This window comes from Streptomyces lincolnensis (genome assembly GCF_001685355.1).
In the GTDB taxonomy this organism is placed as follows: domain Bacteria; phylum Actinomycetota; class Actinomycetes; order Streptomycetales; family Streptomycetaceae; genus Streptomyces; species Streptomyces lincolnensis.
Map to the genome: position 1 here is coordinate 4,852,385 of NZ_CP016438.1, position 19,845 is coordinate 4,872,229.

The following is a 19,845-nucleotide window of genomic DNA, read 5'->3' on the forward strand; positions in this document are numbered from 1 at the left end:
GCGCGATCGACGACGCACCCTTGTTGCTTGCTCGGAAAGCCCCGAGAGGCTTGGGCGTGGGCTCTGTTGGGGCAGCACCCGCGTCGCTTGTAGCCAGGGTTCGGACGCCTCGACCAGTTGGGGGACCAGCCGATTTGCCCGGTATTCAGTTGTTCAGGCTGTTCAGGCCTCGCTGCGCTGCTGCGGGATACCCGCGAGCAGAGCGCGGACCTCGGCCTCGCGGTAACGGCGGTGCCCGCCGAGCGTGCGGATGGACGTAAGCTTGCCGGCCTTCGCCCACCGTGTGACCGTCTTGGGGTCGACGCGGAACATGGTGGCGACCTCAGCCGGGGTCAGCAGCGGCTCGGCATCAGGGGTGCGAGCGGTCATGAGCGGCCTCCTCGGGAGAACCGAACCATCTCGGTTCTTTCCTCTAAATTCTGCACCTTGACCCGCGTTGCCCGAAATGGCGGACGCGAGTCGAGTCGGTTATAGGACGAACGGCTTGTCCTCGGCACTACAACTACACCATCTGTCCAGCCGCGTCGGCCAAACCTATGGATTTGCCCCCCAGACGTTCATCGGCGACGGAAGCCGATGGACCATGCCATAGCGGACAGTCACGCCACTGTGACGATCAGTCACAGAGCGATCAGGAGTCATCAGACCCCCCAAAGATGGATCCTCCCCCGGGATCCTTGTCCTATTTTGGCATGAGGAGGGGCAAGGGACGCAAGGGCCGCGTACGTGCGGTCCATCACGCTTGACCCACACTTGAGACGAACGCCCGGATCGGGACCTACGTCCCTTGTTGGGGAAATCTCAGGAACTTCACGTACCTCAGAGCGAGGACGAAACCCCAAAACGGGCGTCAGGTCAAACGTCAGTTCGTTACCTGGGTCGGCCCATGGCCGGTTTCGGCCACTTGACGGCCGCTTCGGCTCGGTTCGCCTCAGTTCGCCGAGCGCCGGTCCCGCACCGACCGCCAGCGCTCCACGACCCGCCCGTACGCCTCACCCGCCGTGACCCCGTCGCCGTGCCGGAGCGCCTCGATGCCCTCGGCCACGTCCGCCGCCGAGTGGTCGTCCTCCAGCTCACCGACAGGCAGCACGTGCACCAGGCCGCCGTAGTCGAGCTCCACCAGGGAGCGCGGGTGGAACTCCTCCAGCCAGCGCCCGACGTCGATCACGCCGTCGATGAGCGGTCCCTCGTCGACGGACTCCTTCAGGGCTCTGAGGGCCCGCGCCACGCGCCGCCGGGCCTGCACCATGGGCGTGCGGTAGCGCAGCGTCGGCGGGGTCTCGGCGGAGCCCTTGTCGAACCGCCGCTCCTCGTCGCCGACGAGCACGAACCAGTTCAGCGGCACCTGCCAGGTCGCCGTACGGATCCAGGGCCGGGCGTCCGGGTTGCGGGCCAGCCAGCGTTCGTAGTCCTGGGCCGCCTGCCGCCGTACGACGGGAGGCAGCACGGCGTCCAGGACGGGCGGCGGGAGCTCCTCGGTGAGCTCGTCCAGGGCCTGCCAGCCGCGCAGCCGGGTGCGCCACGGGCAGACGCACACCACGCCGTCCACATCCAGCACGAACGCGTCGGCGCTCTCGTGCACCGGCACCGGGATCGGCGGGGTGGGCAGCAAGTCGGCCAGGGAGCGGCGCAGTTCGTCCTGGTACGAGGGACGGTCGGAGCGCCGGGCGTAGCGCGCCCAGTGGCCGCGCTCGGGCTCGGGGAAGGCGGCCAGCGGCTCGTACACGCGCAGATAGGTCGTGTACGGGACGATCACCGAGGACACCTTGGGCACGCCTGCTCCCTCCCCCTCCCGCTGCCAGGAAAACCTGCGGAACCCGCACACGAACGAGCGGGAAAACTATGCAAATCGTCGCACGGACGTACCCCGGTCGTAGATGATCCTGAGCACTGCACGGATGGCGGGCCTCCCAGGCTCTAATCTCATCCTCACAGCCCCCGCCACCCACACGGGAGCTGATCTCCACCCGCCGCAATTTACTCAGGAGTCACCACAGTGACCGACGTAACCGGCGCACCTGCTGATGTACTGCACACCCTGTTCCACTCGGACCAGGGTGGCCATGAGCAAGTCGTGCTCTGCCAGGACCGCAAGAGCGGCCTCAAGGCCGTCATCGCCCTCCACTCCACCGCCCTGGGCCCCGCGCTCGGCGGTACGCGTTTCTATCCCTACGCGAGCGAGCGGGAGGCCGTCGCCGACGCGCTCAACCTCGCGCGCGGGATGTCGTACAAGAACGCCATGGCCGGTCTCGACCACGGCGGCGGCAAGGCCGTGATCATCGGTGATCCGGAGCGCGACAAGACCGAGGAACTGCTGCTGGCTTACGGCCGCTTCGTGGCCTCGCTCGGCGGGCGCTACGTCACCGCGTGCGATGTCGGCACGTACGTCGCCGACATGGACGTCGTCGCACGTGAGTGCCGCTGGACGACCGGGCGCTCCCCCGAGCACGGCGGCGCCGGCGACTCCTCTGTACTGACCGCCTTCGGCGTCTACCAGGGCATGCGGGCCTCCGCGCGGCACCTGTGGGGCGACCCGTCACTGCGCGGCCGTACGGTCGGCGTCGCGGGGGTCGGCAAGGTCGGCCACCACCTCGTGGAGCACCTCCTGGACGAGGGCGCCCGGGTGGTGATCACGGACGTACGGCCGGAGGCCGTGCGGCGGATCGCCGACGCGCACCCCTCCGTGGCAGTCGTCGCCGACACCGACGCCCTCATCCGCGTCGAGGGACTCGACATCTACGCCCCGTGCGCGCTGGGCGGGGCCCTGAACGACGACTCCGTGCCGGTGCTGACCGCGAGCGTCGTCTGCGGGGCCGCCAACAACCAGCTCGAACACCCCGGAGTAGAGAAGGACCTCGCGGACCGCGGGATCCTCTACGCGCCGGACTACGTGGTGAACGCCGGCGGTGTCATCCAGGTCGCCGACGAACTGCACGGGTTCGACTTCGAGCGGTGCAAGGCCAAGGCCGCGAAGATCTACGACACCACGCTCGCCATATTCGCACGTGCGAAGGCGGATGGGATTCCACCGGCCGCCGCGGCCGACCGGATCGCCGAGCAGCGGATGGCGGAGGGACGCGGGACACACTGAGGGCCCCTTCCCGGGTTTGGCCGGTACCTGTCGGCGCACACTTAGAGAGAACTCTCACGTTCGTCGGCGGGTCGGCTGCCAAGAAGTGGTTAAAATCGCGGTTGACCAGCGGGGAAAGGGCTCCCCGAGGGTTCTGGGGCCAGGCGCGTCCTGCGGGCGACGTACCGTATGGGCGTGGGCTCAGGTACCGTGGAAGCCCTACGGACCGGTCTCTCCATGGAGAGTCCGTTCCAGATCATGAACGCGTGTCAAGACTCTGGGGCCACCGAGCCCCGTATCCGAGGGGGTCGAGCCATGGGGCGCGGCCGGGCAAAGGCCAAGCAGACGAAGGTCGCCCGCCAGCTGAAGTACAGCAGCGGCGGGACTGACCTCTCGCGTCTGGCCAATGAGCTGGGCGCTTCGACTTCGAGTCAGCCGCCGAATGGCGAGCCGTTCGAGGACGACGACGAGGAAGATGACCCGTACTCCCAGTACGCGGATCTCTATAACGACGATGAGGACGAGGACGACGAGTCCGGTCCCACGTCCCAACACCGCCGCGGCGCTTGACGCATCAGCTGTGCTTGACCCGGTCCGGTAGTGGTCCACACCACCGGACCGGGTTTTGCGCTGCCTGTCAGGCGTAGTCCCCCACCAGTTCGGCGCCCGTGGTGTGGTCGCCGCGCTCGGTGATCTCGCCCGCGACCCATGCCTCGACCCCGCGGTCGGCCAGGGTGGCCAGGGCCACGTCCGCCGATTCCTCGGGGACGATCGCGATCATGCCGACGCCCATGTTGAGGGTCTTCTCCAGCTCCAGGCGCTCGACCTGACCCGTCTTCCCGACGAGGTCGAAGATCGGGTCCGGGGCCCAGGTGGAGCGCTCGACGGTCGCGTGCAGGGCGTCGGGGATCACGCGGGCCAGGTTGGCCGCCAGACCGCCTCCCGTGACGTGCGAGAACGCGTGCACATCGGTGGTGCGGATCAGGGCCAGGCAGTCCAGCGAGTAGATCTTGGTGGGCTCCAGCAGCTCCTCGCCGAGGGTGCGGCCGAGTTCGTCGATCCGGGCGTCCAGGGCGAGGCCCGCCTCGTTCAGCAGGACGTGCCGCACGAGCGAGTACCCGTTCGAGTGAAGACCCGAGGCCGCCATGGCGATGACCGCGTCACCCTTACGGATACGATCCGCGCCGAGCAGCCGGTCCGCCTCGACCACGCCCGTACCGGCGCCGGCGACGTCGAAGTCGTCCGGGCCGAGCAGACCGGGGTGTTCGGCCGTCTCGCCGCCCACCAGGGCGCAGCCGGCGAGCACACAGCCCTCGGCGATGCCCTTGACGATGGCGGCGACCCGCTCGGGGTGGACCTTGCCGACACAGATGTAGTCGGTCATGAACAGCGGCTCGGCACCGCACACCACGATGTCGTCCATGACCATCGCGACCAGGTCGTGGCCGATGGTGTCGTAGACGCCGAGTTGGCGGGCGATGTCGACCTTGGTGCCCACGCCGTCCGTGGCGGAGGCGAGCAGGGGGCGCTCGTAGTGCTTGAGGGCGGAGGCGTCGAAGAGACCGGCGAAACCGCCGAGGCCGCCGAGGACCTCGGGGCGCTGCGTCTTCTTCACCCACTCCTTCATCAGCTCGACGGCGCGGTCGCCCGCCTCGATGTCGACGCCCGCGGCTGCGTAGCTGGCACCAGTTGTCTCAGACATGACGGTGAGAACTTTCGTGTCGTACGGCAGGTATGACGGCAGATGTGATGGGCCGTCTTACGGGCGGCGGATCGCGTCGGAGGCGGCCGTGGCCGCCGGACCGGCCGCCAGCTCGGTCTCCAGAAGCTGCTTGCCGAGCAGCTCGGGGTCGGGCAGCTCCATCGGGTACTCGCCGTCGAAGCAGGCCCGGCACAGGTTCGGCTTGGCGATGGTGGTCGCCTCGATCATGCCGTCGATGGAGATGTACGAGAGGGAGTCGGCGCCCAGAGAGGTGCCGATCTCGTCGATGGTCATGCCGTTGGCGATGAGCTCGGCGCGGGTGGCGAAATCTATGCCGAAGAAGCAGGGCCACTTCACGGGCGGCGAGGAGATCCGGATGTGGACCTCGGCGGCGCCCGCCTCGCGGAGCATGCGGACCAGGGCGCGCTGGGTGTTGCCGCGCACGATCGAGTCGTCGACGACGACCAGTCGCTTGCCCTTGATGACTTCCTTCAGCGGGTTCAGCTTCAGGCGGATGCCGAGCTGCCGGATCGTCTGCGAGGGCTGGATGAACGTACGGCCGACGTAGGCGTTCTTCACCAGGCCCGCGCCGAAGGGGATGCCGGAGGCCTCCGCGTAACCGATGGCGGCCGGGGTGCCGGACTCCGGAGTCGCTATGACCAGGTCGGCGTCGACCGGGGCTTCCTTCGCGAGCTTGCGGCCCATCTCCACACGGGAGAGGTAGACGTTGCGGCCGGCGATGTCGGTGTCCGGGCGGGCCAGGTAGACGTACTCGAAGACACACCCCTTGGGCTTCGCTTCCGCGAATCGGGAGGTGCGCAGACCGTTCTCGTCGATGGCGACGAACTCGCCCGGCTCGATCTCGCGGACGTACGCGGCGCCGCAGATGTCGAGGGCGGCGGACTCGGAGGCGACCACCCAGCCGCGCTCCAGACGACCGAGGACCAGCGGGCGGATGCCCTGCGGGTCACGGGCGGCGTAGAGGGTGTGCTCGTCCATGAAGACGAGGGAGAACGCGCCGCGCACCTTCGGAAGGACCGTGTGGGCGGCCTCCTCGATGGTCAGGGGCTTGCCGTCCTCGTCGACCTGGGCCGCGAGGAGCGCGGTGAGCAGGTCGGTGTCGTTGGTGGCCGCGACGCGCGGCGTACGGCCCTCCTGCTTGGGCAGGTCGGCGACCATCTCGGCGAGCTGGGCCGTGTTGACCAGGTTGCCGTTGTGGCCGAGCGCGATGGAGCCGTGCGCGGTGGCACGGAAGGTGGGCTGGGCGTTCTCCCACACGGAGGCGCCGGTGGTCGAGTAGCGGGCGTGTCCGACCGCGATGTGACCCTGGAGTGAACCGAGCGAGGTCTCGTCGAAGACCTGGGAAACGAGGCCCATGTCCTTGAAGACGAGGATCTGGGAGCCATTGCTGACCGCGATACCCGCGGATTCCTGGCCCCGATGCTGGAGGGCGTAGAGCCCGAAGTACGTGAGCTTGGCGACCTCTTCGCCCGGAGCCCAGACACCGAAGACGCCGCAGGCGTCCTGGGGGCCCTTCTCTCCGGGGAGCAGGTCGTGGTTGAGTCGTCCGTCACCACGTGGCACGGTTCCGAGTGTAGGCGAGATCGACCACTGGTCCGAATTGGGGAATGTGCCCCCACGCTTGACGGAAGTGGATCACTTGGCCGCGGATGCCCGCACGCTCGTGCCGTTTGCGCTGGTCAGCGTGAGGGTGTTCTGATCGATCCGGTAAGTGATCTTGCCATCGAAGAGCTTCAGCAGGGCACGTTCGGTGTCCATGAGTGAGGCTTCGCACATCATTCGGGTGGTGGCCGGGGCGCCCAGGGTGATATGTCCGTCGCCTACGGTCGCGGTGGCGTTGACGTGGTTGCAGCCGAGCCGGCCGCCGAGTTTGCCGGTCTTGGGGTCGATCGCGATCTGCGCGTCGCCCTTGGTTTTGTGAGTCGTGCCGTCCGCCGTGACGGTGGCGATGTTCCACTTGGTGCCGGTGACGGGTGGCTCGACGCGGACCGAGCCGCTGCCCGGCTGCCGTCCGGCCTGCTCCTCGCCGCAGGCCGCCGCGAGCGGCAGGATCGCCAGGGCCGTCGCCGTGATCATCAGTCGCTGCTTCTGCCTGTACATGCCGATTCGACGGGGCGCATGGGGTGATCGGTTCCACTCCCGGCCCCGTTCACTGCGGTTTCCGGCCTCCGCTCACCGCATCAGCGGCAGCAGTCCGCCGAGATCGGCCCGCTCCCCGCTCGCGCTGACCTTCGCCTCCTCCAGCGCGTCCCGCCAGGCCAGCCGCCCGGTCGCGAGCCGGATCCAGGTCAGCGGGTCGGTCTCGACGACGTTGGGCGGGGTGCCCCGGGTGTGCCGGAGTCCTTCGACGCACTGCACCACGGCGTACGGCGGGATCCGCACCTCGGTCGAGCCGCCCGGCGCCTTCGCGGCCAGCGCGTCGGCGAGCAGGCGGGTGGCGGCGGCGAGGGCCTGACGGTCCTGGGGGATGTCGAGGCCGGGGACGGCCGCGTTGAGGTCGTCGGTGTGGACGACCAGTTCGACGGTGCGCGTGACCAGGTAGTCGGCGAGGGTCATGGCGCCGGTGCGGGCGGCCAGGACGCGGGTGTCGGACGCGGTGGCCAGAGCTTCGACGATGCCTTCCGCGGTGCGCGTGTAGAGGGCGTCCAGGTCGGTGTTCGCCTCCGCCAGCTCCCGGGTGCCGTCCGCGATGTCCCCGGCACGGGCCGCGGTGGCGAACGGCCACTGAAGCAGCGTGAGCTCCGCCTTCGCCGGCTCCTCCCGCGCCAGGTTCCGGCTGACCGTCTCGACGGCCATCGTCACGTGCGCGGCCAGGTCGCGTACCGTCCAGCCGTCCAGGCGGGTGGGGAGGGCGAGCTGCCCGGGAGTCAGGGTGCGTACGGCCTGCCGTACGGCGTCGAACTGGGTCAGTACCGCGGCGCGGATCTTGCGGGAGTCGTAGGTGCGCGCGCGCTTCTTGGCCGGGGGCATGGCTGGAGCCTAGTTGTCGAGAACAGCCCGGTGGACACGCCAGTGCGGCGCAGAGGTGTGCGTGGGGCGGGCGGGGTCCTTACCTTGATGACTGCCCAGGGGCCGGACTACAGGGGGAGGTCCTGCGTGGACACCGTCATCGTCGTACCGCCGCACGACGGCAGAACCGGCCCCGAGGAGCAGATCCGTCTCCTGCCGGGGGACTCCCTGGCCTTCGGGCGGGCCGTGCCGCGCGGCGGCATGGCGATCGCGCACGAAGGGGTCTCACGGGTCGCCGGGGAGATCACCGCGCACCCGACGTTCTGGTCCCTCAGCAACCTCAGCCGCGACCGGACCTATGTGGTCGAGAACCCGGAGGGGGCCGGCGAGCACATCAAGATCGCACCGGGGCGGCTGGGCGCACCCGTGTCGTTCGAGTTCGCCCGGGTCGTCCTGCCCGCGACCCACGACCTGGTGACCTTCGACGTCTGGGCACCCGGCCACGACTACCTCGACCGCGACCACCCCGGCCGGGTGGGAGCCCCGACGGCGTCGGCGTTCCCGCTCGACCGTGGCGCCCGCTACTTCCTGGTGCTCGCCGCACTGTGCGAACCCCGGCTGCGGGGAGAGCCGTACGCCCCGCTGCCGACCGCCGAACAACTGGTCGAGCGGCTGCGCGGGGTGTGGCCGGAGGCCAACCGCGGATCCGTGCAGTGGAACGTCGACTACCTCGCCGAGAAGCTGCGCCTGCGGCCGAGCGAGGCCTACGCGCCCCGCCGGCACGGCAAGAAGGAGACCTTGGTGGCGCTGGCGCTGCGCTTCGACCTCGTACGCGAGGACGACATGCACCTGCTGGCCGGTGAGGTGCTGCGATGACGTCCGGCACGGGGCCGCCGCACACCCTGACCGTCCCGGAGGGCTACCGGGTCGGCCCCTGGACCGTCGGCGCGACGGTGGGCTCGGGCGCGTTCGGCACGGTGTGCGCGGCGACCCGGGAGACCGGCGGGGACGACGGCACACCGTCGCGGACCGCCCTGAAGTTCCTGCCGACCGGCACTCGTACCCCGCGCCAGCTGCGGCATCTGCGGGACCTGGTGGAGCGCGAGACGGCGCTGCTGCGGAGCGTGCGCGAGCCCCGGCTGATCCGGATGCACGACGTCCTCACCGTCGACGACCCCGACCGCCCCGACCTCGACGGCGCCACCGTCCTGGTCCTCGAACGCGCCGAGCGGTCACTGGAGGACCTGCTGGCCGAGCGCCCGGAAGCCGCCCGCGAGGCCGGTCCCGCACTCCTCGCCCAGGTCTGCGAGGGGCTCGCCCAGCTGCACCGGGCCGGCTGGGTGCACGGCGACCTCAAGCCCGCCAACGTCCTGCTCATGGCGGACGGCACCGCCCGGCTCGCCGACTTCAGCACGGCCGCCGAACTGGAGGGCACCCACGCCTACGCCCCGCCCTTCGCCACCCCGGACCACTCACCGCCCGAGCTGCTGCGGCCGACGCACGGCGAACGCGGTACCCGGACCCGGCCCACCGCCGACATCTGGGCCTTCGGAGTCCTCGCCCACCTCGTCCTCGCGGGCACCCACCCGCTGCCCGGTGCGACGGTCGCCGCCCGCAAGGAGGCTGCCGTGCGCTACGCGCGGCGCGCCGAGGACCTGCGCCTTTCGCCACGGCTGCCCGCTGCGTGGCGGCCGGTCGTGGCCGACTGCCTGGCCCGCACCCACGCCGAGCGCGCCGCCCATGACGCCGAGTCCCTGCTGCCCCGGGTCGTCGAGGCCGGACGCGGGGCGGCGCTTCCCCACCGTGCCGCCCCGCGCCGGCGGTACCTGTCGGTCTCGCTGGCCGCCGCCGCCCTCGGTGCTCTCGCCGTCGGGCTGCTCGCCTGGCCCGACAACCGAGAACGGGGCCGGGCCGACCCGGCCGGCTACGCCCGGTGTCTCCAGGGCGACGTCTGCTTCTTCACGGAGCCGGACGGCCGGGGCCGGATGTGCGCCTGGACGCAGGACGACCCCAACTGGCGGGACGGCGCGCAGTCCTGCTCCTGGGCCGGCGACAGCGCCGGATCCGTGTTCAACAACGGCTTCGGAACAGCCGCCGGCGAGACGTACGTCGACGTCGTCTACTTCTCCGAGACCTCCCTGCGCGCCCGCCTGGGCTGCGTGGAGAACGGCACCCGGGCGAACCTCCCGGCCGGGACGAAGCCCCGGTCGCACACCTGGGCCAAGGCCTGTTAGGCGTACGACCGGGGGGCGGGCACCGCTTGCTACCACCAACCGGTCTTGGTGGCGGCCGCGTCGCAGTCGAAGCCGCCGTTGTACAGCAGGCAGGCCCGGAAAGCGACGTCGCTCGACGAGTGCGTGGCCTTGGCCGAGGTGTACGTCCGGCCCGTCGCCAGCCTGTAGTACGAGCAGTTGGCGTTGCGGTCGCCGTCGGTGTCGATCTCGAACTTGATGTACAGGTCGTTGGAGTTGTAGTCGGTCGTCCGCGCCCAGCCGTACTGCTTGCCGTTGTAGGTGCCGTAGCGGACCTGCGCGGTGCCCGTGGAACCCGTGGCCGTCTTCGCCGTCTGAGGGCTCGGGACCACGCCCGGGTCGCTCAGGGTCGCGAGACCGCTACAGGTGACGGCGGCCGTCGCCGCACCCGCCGGGGCGGCCGCCGCTCCGGTGATCAGCGCTGCCGCCATGGCGAGCGCGGCGGTCGTGGCCGCGGCGGTTCTACGGGTCGATGTCCTACCGGTCATGTCCCTCTCCCTGGCTCGATTGCCCTGCTCAACTGCCTTGCTCGGTACGGCAGTCAGCTTCTCGGGGGATCACGAGGAGCGGTACCTCGCAGGAGCAAGGGTCAGGACGCGGGAGGACGCAGGACGCGGGAGGACGCCGAAGGCCCCGGCCGCCGGAGCGGTCGGGGCCTTCATCGCCGTACGGCACCAGGCGTTTACGCCAGCAGCGCCGGGATCGTCTCCTCGTGGGCCTTGCGGAGGTCCTCCAGGGACAGCTCGAACTCGCCCTGGAGCTCGACGGTCTCACCGTCCACGACACCGATGCGGGTGACCGGCAGGCCCCGGGCGCCGCACATGTCGTTGAAGCGGACCTCCTCCGAGCGCGGGACGGCCACGACGGCGCGGCCGGCCGACTCGGAGAAGAGGAGGGTGAAGGCGTCGAGGCCGTCCGGGACGATCAGACGCGCACCCTTGCCGCCCAGCAGGGCGGATTCCACGACGGCCTGGATCAGGCCGCCGTCGGAGAGGTCGTGCGCGGAGTCGATCATGCCGTCGCGGGAGGCCGAGATCAGGATCTCGGCGAGCAGGCGCTCACGCTCCAGGTCGACCTTCGGGGGAAGGCCGCCGAGGTGGTCGTGCACAACCTGTGACCAGGCCGAACCGCCGAACTCCTCACGCGTGTCGCCGAGGAGGTACAGCAGCTGGCCCTCCTCCTGGAAGGCGACCGGGGTGCGGCGGGCGACATCGTCGATGACGCCGAGGACCGCGACCACCGGGGTGGGGTGGATGGCCGCCTCGCCCGTCTGGTTGTAGAGGGAGACATTGCCGCCGGTCACCGGGGTGCCCAACTGCTGGCAGGCGTCGGCCAGACCGCGGATGGCCTCCGCGAACTGCCACATGACGGCCGGGTCCTCGGGCGAGCCGAAGTTCAGGCAGTCCGACACCGCGAGCGGCTTGGCTCCCGTCGTGGCGACGTTGCGGTACGCCTCCGACAGAGCCAGCTGGGCGCCCGCGTACGGGTCCAGCTTCGCGTAGCGGCCGTTGCCGTCGGTCGCGATGGCGACGCCGAGGCCGGTCTCCTCGTCGATGCGGATCATGCCCGAGTCCTCGGGCTGGGCCAGCACCGTGTTGCCCTGCACGAAGTGGTCGTACTGCGAGGTGATCCACTTCTTGGAGGCCTGGTTGGGGGAGCTCACCAGCTGGAGGACCTGCTGCTTGAGCTCGTCGCTCGAAGCGGGCCGCGCCAGCTTGTTCGCGTCGTCCGCCTGGAGGGCGTCCTGCCAGGACGGGCGGGCGTAGGGGCGCTCGTAGACCGGGCCGTCGTGCGCGACCGTGCGCGGGTCGACGTCGACGATCTTGCCGCCGTGCCAGTAGATCTCCAGGCGGTCGCCGTCGGTGACCTCACCGATGACGGTGGCGATGACGTCCCACTTGTCGCAGATCTCCAGGAACCGGTCGACCTTCTCCGGCTCCACGACCGCGCACATGCGCTCCTGCGACTCGCTCATGAGGATCTCCTCGGGCGAGAGCGTGGAGTCGCGCAGCGGTACGTCGTCCAGGGTCACGCGCATGCCGCCGGAGCCGTTGGAGGCCAGCTCGGAGGTGGCACACGAGAGACCGGCCGCGCCGAGGTCCTGGATGCCGACGACCAGCTTCTCCTTGAAGGCCTCCAGGGTGCACTCGATGAGGAGCTTCTCCTGGAAGGGGTCGCCGACCTGCACCGCCGGACGCTTCGACGGCTTGGCGTCGTCGAAGGTCTCGGAGGCCAGGATCGACGCGCCGCCGATGCCGTCGCCGCCGGTCCGGGCGCCGTAGAGGATGACCTTGTTGCCCGCGCCGGACGCCTTGGCGAGGTGGATGTCCTCGTGCCGCATCACGCCGATGGCACCGGCGTTGACCAGCGGGTTGCCCTGGTAGCAGGCGTCGAAGACGACCTCGCCGCCGATGTTCGGCAGGCCCAGGCAGTTGCCGTAGCCGCCGATGCCCGCGACGACGCCCGGCAGGACGCGCTTGGTGTCGGGGTGGTCCGCGGCACCGAAGCGCAGGGGGTCGACCACGGCGACCGGGCGGGCGCCCATCGCGATGATGTCGCGGACGATGCCGCCGACACCGGTCGCGGCGCCCTGGTAGGGCTCGACGTACGACGGGTGGTTGTGCGACTCGACCTTGAAGGTGACCGCGTAGCCCTGGCCGACGTCGACCACGCCCGCGTTCTCGCCGATGCCGACGAGGAGGGCGTCCGACTGGGGGGCCTTCTCGCCGAACTGGCGCAGGTGCACCTTGGAGGACTTGTAGGAGCAGTGCTCGGACCACATGACCGAGTACATGGCGAGCTCAGCGCCGGTCGGGCGGCGGCCGAGGATCTCCACCACCCGCTCGTACTCGTCCTTCTTCAGGCCCAGTTCGGCCCAGGGCAGCTCGACGTCGGGGGTCGCGGCCGCGTGCTCGACCGTGTCCAGAGGCGTCCGGCTCATGCGTTGACCAGCTTCTTGAGGATCGAGGTGAAGAAGGGGAGGCCGTCGGTGCGGCCGGTGCCGATGAGCGGCTCCACGGCGTGCTCGGGGTGCGGCATGAGGCCCACGACGTTCCCGGCCTCGTTGGTGATGCCGGCGATGTCGTTGAGCGAGCCGTTCGGATTGAAGTCCAGGTAGCGGAACGTCACCCGGCCTTCGGCCTCCAGCTTGTCCAGCGTGTACTGGTCGGCCACATAGCGGCCGTCCATGTTCTTCAGCGGGATGTGGATCTCCTGGCCGGCCGCGTAGTCGCTGGTCCAGGAGGTCTCCGCGTTCTCCACCCGCAGCTTCTGGTCGCGGCAGATGAAGTGCAGGTGGTCGTTGCCGAGCATCCCGCCCGGGAGGAGGTGGGCCTCGGTGAGGATCTGGAAGCCGTTGCAGATACCGAGGACCGGAAGGCCGGCCTTCGCCTGCTCGATGACGGGCTCCATCACCGGCGAGAAGCGCGCGATGGCACCCGCGCGCAGATAGTCGCCGTAGGAGAAACCGCCGCACAGCACCACGGCGTCGACCTGGTGGAGGTTCTTGTCCTTGTGCCAGAGGGCGACCGGTTCGGCGCCCGCGAGGCGGATCGCGCGCTGGGTGTCCCGGTCGTCGAGGCTGCCCGGGAAAGTGACGACGCCAATACGAGCGGTCACTTCACGGCCTCCGCGACTTCCTCGACCCGGACGGTGAAGTTCTCGATCACGGTGTTGGCGAGGAAGGATTCCGCGAGATCGTGGATGCGGGCGAGCGCGGCCTCGTCAACCGGCCCGTCAACTTCCAGTTCGAATCGCTTTCCCTGACGTACGTCCGAGATCCCCTCGAAACCCAGCCGCGGCAGTGCGCGCTGCACCGCCTGGCCCTGGGGGTCGAGGATCTCCGGCTTGAGCATGACGTCGACTACGACGCGTGCCACGTGCACTCCCGGTGGTGTGGTGCTGAGCAGGTTCCTGCAGTGGTTTCAGACTACCTGCACAAAATTTCTACGCGCGTCGACTTGTAGGAATCTACGTGACGGCTGTCACGATCCGACAACGGCGCACCCAGAGGCGAAAAGTTCGGGGAAAGATCTGAGATCGATACCCAATACCTATTGCGCTCGGACACGCGGGAGGATTTAGTCGAGCTTCACAATGCATTGTCGGACACGGTACAAATGAATTGTCAGCGTGCCGTACGAAGGGACCGATATTCGTGGCGCAGAAGGTCGTGGTCACTCTCTCTGACGACATCGACGGCTCGGAAGCGGCGGAAACGATCGCCTTCGGACTCGACGGCAAGTCGTACGAGATCGACCTTAACCAAACGAATGCCAAGGAACTGCGTAAGGCGCTCGCGCCGTACGTGGAGGCCGGCCGCAAGCGCTCCCGCTCGGGCAAGGCGTACAAGCAGACGGAGGTCGCCCCCGACCCGGCGGCCGTGCGGGCCTGGGCGCAGGCCAACAAGATGGACGTTCCGGCGCGCGGACGGATCCCGAAGAGGGTCTACGAGGCGTTCGCCGAGGCGCGCTGATCCCTGGCGGGTTCACGGGCCGACAACAGGTCAGCCGCCCCTCGGGACAACCGACTTGCGTTGCACCCCACCTGGTCAGCTAGAGTCTGGAGCACGCCGAGGGGCGGGGACGGAAAAGCCCAGCCCACGGAGTACATGCGGGTGTAGTTCAGTAGTAGAACATCCCCCTTCCAGGGGGAAGGCGCAGTGTGCAATTCCTGTCACCCGCTCTGCATCGCCGGTCCGACCAGCTGGGTTCCCCCTCTGGAAGCGGATCAGGTAGGCTGATGCTCGCGCCGATCGGTGAGAGCCGGTCGGATGCAATGCGGACGTAGCTCAGTTGGTAGAGCGCAACCTTGCCAAGGTTGAGGTCGCCAGTTCGAACCTGGTCGTCCGCTCGGGAATCAGACCCCGGTCCCTCGGACCGGGGTCTTTTCGTGCGCCCACATGTGTTTCGAGGCATCGCGCGCGGCCGTCTGACATTTGTCATGTTCAGTGATGACAGCGCGCACTGCCGACGGCCCCGGATCACCGGAACGCTGAAGACATGAACACCAACGGACACGAACACGTGATTGAGGTCACCGACCTGCGGCGTGTGTACGGGGGCGGGTTCGAGGCGGTGCGCGGCATCTCCTTCTCCGTACGCCGCGGCGAGGTCTTCGCGCTGCTCGGCACCAACGGCGCCGGCAAGACCTCCACCGTCGAACTGCTGGAAGGGCTCGCGCCACCGACCGACGGACGCGTGCGGATCTTCGGGCACGATCCCCACACCGAGCGGGCCGTCGTACGGCCCCGGACCGGGGTGATGCTCCAGGAGGGCGGCTTCCCCTCCGAGCTGACCGTCGCGGAGACCGCGCGGATGTGGGCGGGCTGCGTGAGCGGGGCGCGCCCGCCGCTTCAGGCGCTGGGCCTGGTCGGACTGGAGCACCGGGCCGACGTACGGGTCAAGCAGCTGTCCGGGGGTGAGCGGCGGCGCCTCGACCTGGCGCTGGCGCTGCTCGGGAAGCCCGAGGTGCTGTTCCTGGACGAGCCGACGACCGGCCTGGACGCCGAAGGGCGCCGGGAGACCTGGGACCTGGTGCGCGAACTGCGCGACGGCGGTACGACCGTGCTGCTGACCACCCACTACCTGGAAGAGGCGGAGGACCTCGCCGACCGGCTGGCGATCCTGCACCGGGGGAGCATCGCGGCCACCGGCACCCCGGCCGAGGTGACCGCCGCCCAGCCGTCCCGGATCTCCTTCGAGCTGCCCGAGGGCTACTTCCTGGGCGACCTGCCGCCGCTCGGCCGGCTGGGAGTGCTCGGACACGAGGTCGAGGGCAGGCTCGTACGGCTGCGGACGCGGGAGTTGCAGCGGGCGGCCACCGGGCTGCTGGGGTGGGCCGAGCAGGCCGGGGTCGAACTGCGGCGGCTGGACGTGCGGTCCGCCTCGCTGGAGGAGGCGTTCCTCGGGATCGCCCGACAGGCGGCCGCCGAGGCCGCCACGGATGTGAAGGAGTACGCGGTATGAGCGGGACGGCCCTCACCACCACCCCGGCCGGGCGCGTGGCCGCCCTCGCGCGGGCCGAGCTGACGCTGTTCGGGCGCAGCAAGGGAATGATCGTCGCGGCCGTGTTCGTGCCGCTGGTGCTGCCGTTCAGCGCGCGGACGGTGGTCAAGGACATGGACCTGAGCGAGACCGGGCTGAACGTCGGTCTCGTCCTGCTGCCGGGTGCCATCGGGTTCTCGCTGCTGTTCGCGGTGTACTCGGCGCTGATCGGCGTCTTCGTCGGGCGGCGCGAGGAACTCGTCCTCAAGCGGCTGCGCACCGGTGAGGTCAGGGACCGGGAGATCCTGGCCGGGGCGGCGTTGCCGGCCGTCGGGACCGGGCTCGTCCAGTCCCTGCTGCTGGCCGCGGGCTGTGCCGTCCTGCTCGACGTGTCCGCCCCCAAGGCGCCCCATCTCGCGGTCGTCGGGCTGGCGTTGGGCCTGGTGATGTGCGCGGCGCTGGCCGCCCTGACGGCGAGCTTCACCCGGACCGTGGAGAGCGCGCAGGTCACCGGGATGCCGCTGATGCTGGTCTCGATGGTGGGCTCCGGGCTGGCCGTACCGCTGGAGCTGATGCCCGACCGGCTGGCGACCGTGCTCGAACTGCTGCCGCTGACCCCGGTGATCACCCTGCTGCGGGGCGGCTGGAGCGGTGAGCTGTCGGCGTACGAGTCGATCGGACCCGTGGTGACGGCGCTGGCCTGGACCGTGCTCGCCGTGTTTGCTGTACGGCGGTGGTTCCGGTGGGAGCCGCGGCGCTGAGGGTACGACGGGGAGCGGGACGATGAACGGGGTGTCGAGCGGGACGTCAGGGGGCGCGTCGGGTGGGGCGTCCGGGGGCCCGTCGGGTGGGGCGTCCGGGGGCGGCTGGTGGCGGCGTAAGAGCACACCGGCGAAGGTGGAGACGTACACGCGGTGGTCGTTCCACTTCTTCGCGGTGGCCGAGGTCGTCGGGATCGGGCTGGCGACCTTCGGGCAGGTGGGGGGCTGGATCGCGGTCTGGCTGTTCCTCCTGGTGTGCGCGCATGCCGGGGTGTGCGCGCTGACCGCGTCACGGGCGCTGGACTGGACCTGCGGGCGGCGCGAGCAGCCGGTGCGGATGCTCTGGGTGCTCGCCGTGGTCACCATGGCCGTCACCGTCGCGGCAATCGCGATCGCCGAGCACGGTCCGGACAGCGACGGTGTCGACAGCGCGACGGGCTCGGTCTTCGCCGGTGTGCTGATCTTCGGGGCCGGTACCAGCACGCTGGGGGTCCGCCGGCGCCGCCGGGTGTTCGCCCTCGTGGGCGGCTACGCGGCGGGCGCCGCGGCCGGCGGGTTCCCCATGGGAGGCTCCGTCCAGGGCGCGCTGATCATCGGGGTGGTAGTGCTGGCCGGTGGCGGGTTCCTCGCCTTCACGTCCATCTTCTCCGTCTGGGTCCTCGAAGCGGTCTACGAACTCGACGCGGGCCGCGAGACCCGCGCCCGGCTCGCCGTCGCCGAGGAACGGCTGCGGTTCGGGCGGGACCTGCACGACGTCATCGGACGCAACCTCGCCGTGATCGCGCTGAAGAGCGAGCTGGCCGTCCAGCTGGCGCGGCGCGGGCGGGAGGAGGCCGTGGATCAGATGATCGAGGTGCAGCGGATCGCCCGGGAGTCGCAGCGCGAGGTGCGGGATGTCGTACGGGGATACCGCGAGGCCGACCTCGACATCGAACTCGCCGGTGCGCAGGGCGTGTTGGCGGCCGCCGGAATCCGCTGCGAGGTCACCGGCGAGGCGGCTGGGCTCCCCGCCGAGGTGCAGTCCGCGCTCGGGTGGGTGGTACGGGAGGCGACCACCAACGTCCTGCGCCACGGGAACGCCGAGCGGTGTGTGGTCGCCGTGCGGGTGGCGGAGGGGCGGGTGATCTTGACGGTGGAGAACGATGGGGTGGGCGGGGGCTCGGGTTCTTTGGGTACGTCGGGTGCCACGGACTCGGGTTCCGAGGATTCCGAGGGCTCCGGCTCGGGGCTCGCGGGGCTGCGGGAACGGCTCGCGGCGGTGGACGGGACGCTGGAGGCGGGACGGGTCCGCGAGGGTGTGTTCCGGTTGGTGGCACAGGTGCCGCTGGTGGGCGGGGAGGCGGTGGCGTGAGGGTGAGTGGGCAAGGAGGTGGTCGTGTGGGTGTGCGGGTGTTGCTTGCCGATGATGAGCATCTGATCCGGGGGGCGCTTGCCGCGCTGCTCGCGTTGGAGGACGATCTCGTGATCGTCGCGGAGGCGGCGACCGGGCCGGAGGCGCTGGCCATGGCGCGGGCGCACGAGCCCGATGTCGCCGTACTCGATCTCCAGATGCCCGGTGCGGACGGTGTGAAGGTCGCCACATCGCTGCGGGCCGATCTGCCCGCCTGCAAGGTGCTGATCGTGACCAGTCACGGGCGGCCGGGTCATCTGAAGCGGGCCCTGGAGGCGGGGGTGCGCGGGTTCGTGCCCAAGACCGTCAGCGCGCAGCGGCTCGCGGAGATCATCCGCACGATCCATGCCGGAAACCGGTACGTCGACCCCGAGTTGGCCGCCGACGCGATCTCCGCGGGTGACTCGCCGCTGACCGCCCGCGAGGCCGAGGTCCTGGAGTTCGCGGCCGACGGGGCGCCCGTCGCGGAGATCGCCGAGCGGGCCGCGCTGTCACAGGGAACCGTGCGGAACTATCTGTCGTCGGCCGTGTCGAAGCTCGGGGCGGAGAACCGTCACGCGGCCGTGCGTCTCGCCCGCGAGCGAGGTTGGGTATAGTTGCTCTCGCGCCACGGCGCACTGCGGACGTAGCTCAGTTGGTAGAGCGCAACCTTGCCAAGGTTGAGGTCGCCAGTTCGAACCTGGTCGTCCGCTCTGAATCGGCCCCCCGGCTTCTGCCGGGGGGCTTCTTCGTGTCCTACGACCAGCTCGTACCCGTCAGGCGCTCGTACGCCTCGACGTACTTGGCGCGGGTCGCCTCCACGGCCCGCTGCGGCAGCGGCGGCGGGGGCTGCTCGCTCTTGCGGTCCCAGCCGGACTCCGCCGAGGTCAGCCAGTCGCGGACGAACTGCTTGTCGTACGACGGCTGCGCGCGGCCCGGCTCCCACCGGTCGACCGGCCAGAAGCGGGAGGAGTCCGGGGTGAGGACCTCGTCGGCGATGACGAGCGTCTCGCCCTCGAAGCCGAACTCGAACTTGGTGTCCGCGAGGATGATCCCCCGGTCGCGGGCGATGTCCCGGCCGCGGCTGTAGACGGCGAGGGTGGCCTGGCGCAGCCGGGCGGCGGTGTCCGCGCCGACCTGGCGGGCCACCTCCTCGTAGGAGACGTTCTCGTCGTGCTCGCCGACCGCGGCCTTGGTGGCCGGGGTGAAGATCGGGGCGGGCAACTCCGAGCCGTCCACGAGGCCTTCGGGCAGGGCGAGGCCGCAGACCGTACGGGACTCGTCGTACTCGACCAGTCCGGAACCGGTGAGGTAGCCGCGGGCCACGGCCTCCACCGGGACCATCTGGAGCGACTTGCAGACCATGGTGCGGCCATCCCACTCGGAGGGGGCGCCGGCCGGCACGTCGGTGCTCAGGACGTGGTTGGGGATCAGATCGGCGATCTGGTCGAACCACCACAGGGAGAGCTGGGTGAGAATCCGGCCCTTGTCGGGGATCTCGGTCGGCAGTACCCAGTCGAATGCGGAAATGCGGTCGCTGGCGACCATCACGAGGTCGCCCGCCTCGTTCTGGTACAGCTCGCGCACCTTGCCGGTGTGGAGGTGCACCAGGCCCGGAACCTGAATCGGCTCGGGCTTTTCTACGAATCCGGACACGGTTCCTCCCCGTGGCTAAGTCCAAGGGTTCGATTGTCCCGTACGGGCCGCTGACCTTGGACTTGGGGTGTGATGGGTGAG

At 70.0% G+C, this 19,845-nt stretch carries 20 protein-coding genes and 3 tRNA genes; 12 read left to right on the forward strand and 11 right to left on the reverse strand.

From position 1 onward, the window contains the following. Nucleotides 1–162 precede the first annotated feature (162 nt). Nucleotides 163–369, reverse strand: a complete 207-nt coding sequence (gene bldC / locus SLINC_RS21495; RefSeq protein ID WP_003949541.1) for a developmental transcriptional regulator BldC — start codon at nt 367–369, stop codon at nt 163–165. Nucleotides 370–931: 562 nt separating this feature from the next. Continuing rightward, complete coding sequence (locus tag SLINC_RS21500) at nt 932–1,774, reverse strand: DUF8083 family protein (protein WP_067435555.1); 843 nt, start codon at nt 1,772–1,774, stop codon at nt 932–934. A 222-nt stretch (nt 1,775–1,996) separates the two neighbouring features. On the opposite strand from SLINC_RS21500, the gene SLINC_RS21505 reads away from it, so the two are divergent. Both SLINC_RS21505 and SLINC_RS21510 read left to right on the forward strand, forming a co-directional pair. Continuing rightward, nucleotides 1,997–3,091: a Leu/Phe/Val dehydrogenase gene (locus SLINC_RS21505; protein WP_067435558.1), complete on the forward strand. Its 1,095-nt coding sequence runs from the start codon at nt 1,997–1,999 to the stop codon at nt 3,089–3,091. Between the two features lie 294 nt (nt 3,092–3,385). Then, nucleotides 3,386–3,640 carry a DUF3073 domain-containing protein gene (locus SLINC_RS21510; RefSeq protein WP_067445573.1) on the forward strand — a complete coding sequence of 85 codons (255 nt, stop codon included), beginning with the start codon at nt 3,386–3,388 and terminating at the stop codon, nt 3,638–3,640. A 67-nt stretch (nt 3,641–3,707) separates the two neighbouring features. Here SLINC_RS21510 and purM read toward each other — a convergent pair whose 3' ends face one another. The 4 genes from purM to SLINC_RS21530 all read right to left on the reverse strand — a co-directional run bounded on the left by purM (nt 3,708) and on the right by SLINC_RS21530 (nt 7,763). Continuing rightward, nucleotides 3,708–4,772 carry a phosphoribosylformylglycinamidine cyclo-ligase gene (gene purM / locus SLINC_RS21515; protein WP_067435562.1) on the reverse strand — a complete coding sequence of 355 codons (1,065 nt, stop codon included), beginning with the start codon at nt 4,770–4,772 and terminating at the stop codon, nt 3,708–3,710. 57 nt (nt 4,773–4,829) lie between these two features. Continuing rightward, on the reverse strand, nt 4,830–6,356 hold the full coding sequence (purF, locus tag SLINC_RS21520; RefSeq protein WP_067435567.1) for an amidophosphoribosyltransferase: 1,527 nt from the start codon (nt 6,354–6,356) through the stop codon (nt 4,830–4,832). 72 nt (nt 6,357–6,428) lie between these two features. Then, complete coding sequence (locus SLINC_RS21525) at nt 6,429–6,869, reverse strand: META domain-containing protein (RefSeq protein WP_375141493.1); 441 nt, start codon at nt 6,867–6,869, stop codon at nt 6,429–6,431. 96 nt (nt 6,870–6,965) lie between these two features. Beyond that, nucleotides 6,966–7,763: a maleylpyruvate isomerase family mycothiol-dependent enzyme gene (locus SLINC_RS21530; protein ID WP_067435576.1), complete on the reverse strand. Its 798-nt coding sequence runs from the start codon at nt 7,761–7,763 to the stop codon at nt 6,966–6,968. A 126-nt stretch (nt 7,764–7,889) separates the two neighbouring features. Between SLINC_RS21530 and SLINC_RS21535 the strand changes: the two genes are divergently transcribed. Beyond that, on the forward strand, nt 7,890–8,618 hold the full coding sequence (locus SLINC_RS21535; protein ID WP_067435579.1) for a hypothetical protein: 729 nt from the start codon (nt 7,890–7,892) through the stop codon (nt 8,616–8,618). Beyond that, the gene (locus SLINC_RS21540) at nt 8,615–9,976 is read left to right on the forward strand and encodes a protein kinase domain-containing protein (RefSeq protein ID WP_067435582.1); all 1,362 of its coding nucleotides are present in this window, start codon (nt 8,615–8,617) and stop codon (nt 9,974–9,976) included. The genes SLINC_RS21535 and SLINC_RS21540 overlap by 4 nt, the downstream gene beginning before the upstream one ends. Nucleotides 9,977–10,005: 29 nt before the next feature. Here SLINC_RS21540 and SLINC_RS21545 read toward each other — a convergent pair whose 3' ends face one another. From SLINC_RS21545 to purS, 4 genes are all read right to left on the reverse strand, one after another. Further along, nucleotides 10,006–10,482, reverse strand: coding sequence for a hypothetical protein (locus tag SLINC_RS21545; protein ID WP_067435585.1), 477 nt, complete (start codon nt 10,480–10,482; stop codon nt 10,006–10,008). A gap of 194 nt (nt 10,483–10,676) precedes the next feature. Continuing rightward, nucleotides 10,677–12,935, reverse strand: a complete 2,259-nt coding sequence (purL, locus tag SLINC_RS21550; RefSeq protein WP_067435588.1) for a phosphoribosylformylglycinamidine synthase subunit PurL — start codon at nt 12,933–12,935, stop codon at nt 10,677–10,679. After that, nucleotides 12,932–13,612: a phosphoribosylformylglycinamidine synthase subunit PurQ gene (purQ, locus tag SLINC_RS21555; RefSeq protein ID WP_067435594.1), complete on the reverse strand. Its 681-nt coding sequence runs from the start codon at nt 13,610–13,612 to the stop codon at nt 12,932–12,934. The genes purL and purQ overlap by 4 nt, the downstream gene beginning before the upstream one ends. Beyond that, nucleotides 13,609–13,872 (reverse strand): phosphoribosylformylglycinamidine synthase subunit PurS, encoded by a 264-nt coding sequence (gene purS / locus SLINC_RS21560; protein WP_067445574.1) that lies wholly within the window; start codon nt 13,870–13,872, stop codon nt 13,609–13,611. Before purS ends, purQ begins: the two co-directional genes overlap by 4 nt. A gap of 278 nt (nt 13,873–14,150) precedes the next feature. Between purS and SLINC_RS21565 the strand changes: the two genes are divergently transcribed. The 8 genes from SLINC_RS21565 to SLINC_RS21600 all read left to right on the forward strand — a co-directional run bounded on the left by SLINC_RS21565 (nt 14,151) and on the right by SLINC_RS21600 (nt 18,821). Continuing rightward, on the forward strand, nt 14,151–14,468 hold the full coding sequence (locus tag SLINC_RS21565) for a histone-like nucleoid-structuring protein Lsr2 (RefSeq protein WP_067435597.1): 318 nt from the start codon (nt 14,151–14,153) through the stop codon (nt 14,466–14,468). A 137-nt stretch (nt 14,469–14,605) separates the two neighbouring features. Then, nucleotides 14,606–14,677: transfer RNA gene (locus SLINC_RS21570), tRNA-Gly, on the forward strand. Between the two features lie 95 nt (nt 14,678–14,772). Continuing rightward, nucleotides 14,773–14,845, forward strand: a tRNA-Gly gene (locus tag SLINC_RS21575). Nucleotides 14,846–14,994: 149 nt separating this feature from the next. Next, the gene (locus SLINC_RS21580; RefSeq protein ID WP_067435600.1) at nt 14,995–15,960 is read left to right on the forward strand and encodes an ABC transporter ATP-binding protein; all 966 of its coding nucleotides are present in this window, start codon (nt 14,995–14,997) and stop codon (nt 15,958–15,960) included. Beyond that, nucleotides 15,957–16,739 (forward strand): ABC transporter permease, encoded by a 783-nt coding sequence (locus tag SLINC_RS21585; RefSeq protein WP_067435604.1) that lies wholly within the window; start codon nt 15,957–15,959, stop codon nt 16,737–16,739. Before SLINC_RS21580 ends, SLINC_RS21585 begins: the two co-directional genes overlap by 4 nt. Nucleotides 16,740–16,761: 22 nt before the next feature. Next, nucleotides 16,762–18,090 carry a sensor histidine kinase gene (locus tag SLINC_RS21590; protein WP_079164646.1) on the forward strand — a complete coding sequence of 443 codons (1,329 nt, stop codon included), beginning with the start codon at nt 16,762–16,764 and terminating at the stop codon, nt 18,088–18,090. A 32-nt stretch (nt 18,091–18,122) separates the two neighbouring features. After that, the gene (locus tag SLINC_RS21595; RefSeq protein WP_107406847.1) at nt 18,123–18,725 is read left to right on the forward strand and encodes a response regulator transcription factor; all 603 of its coding nucleotides are present in this window, start codon (nt 18,123–18,125) and stop codon (nt 18,723–18,725) included. Between the two features lie 23 nt (nt 18,726–18,748). Further along, nucleotides 18,749–18,821, forward strand: a tRNA-Gly gene (locus SLINC_RS21600). Between the two features lie 43 nt (nt 18,822–18,864). Here SLINC_RS21600 and SLINC_RS21605 read toward each other — a convergent pair. Next, complete coding sequence (locus SLINC_RS21605) at nt 18,865–19,764, reverse strand: phosphoribosylaminoimidazolesuccinocarboxamide synthase (RefSeq protein WP_067435612.1); 900 nt, start codon at nt 19,762–19,764, stop codon at nt 18,865–18,867. Between the last annotated feature and the right edge of the window lie 81 nt (nt 19,765–19,845).

Bases quoted from the DNA above. Each gene is read 5' to 3' on its own strand.
- bldC (WP_003949541.1), bottom strand. From the start codon at position 369: ATGACCGCTCGCACCCCTGATGCCGAGCCGCTGCTGACCCCGGCTGAG.
- SLINC_RS21510 (WP_067445573.1), top strand. From the start codon at position 3,386: ATGGGGCGCGGCCGGGCAAAGGCCAAGCAGACGAAGGTCGCCCGCCAG.
- purM (WP_067435562.1), bottom strand. From the start codon at position 4,772: ATGTCTGAGACAACTGGTGCCAGCTACGCAGCCGCGGGCGTCGACATC.
- SLINC_RS21525 (WP_375141493.1), bottom strand. From the start codon at position 6,869: ATGATCACGGCGACGGCCCTGGCGATCCTGCCGCTCGCGGCGGCCTGC.
- SLINC_RS21530 (WP_067435576.1), bottom strand. From the start codon at position 7,763: ATGCCCCCGGCCAAGAAGCGCGCGCGCACCTACGACTCCCGCAAGATC.
- SLINC_RS21540 (WP_067435582.1), top strand. From the start codon at position 8,615: ATGACGTCCGGCACGGGGCCGCCGCACACCCTGACCGTCCCGGAGGGC.
- SLINC_RS21545 (WP_067435585.1), bottom strand. From the start codon at position 10,482: ATGACCGGTAGGACATCGACCCGTAGAACCGCCGCGGCCACGACCGCC.
- purL (WP_067435588.1), bottom strand. From the start codon at position 12,935: ATGAGCCGGACGCCTCTGGACACGGTCGAGCACGCGGCCGCGACCCCC.
- SLINC_RS21580 (WP_067435600.1), top strand. From the start codon at position 14,995: ATGAACACCAACGGACACGAACACGTGATTGAGGTCACCGACCTGCGG.
- SLINC_RS21585 (WP_067435604.1), top strand. From the start codon at position 15,957: ATGAGCGGGACGGCCCTCACCACCACCCCGGCCGGGCGCGTGGCCGCC.
- SLINC_RS21590 (WP_079164646.1), top strand. From the start codon at position 16,762: ATGAACGGGGTGTCGAGCGGGACGTCAGGGGGCGCGTCGGGTGGGGCG.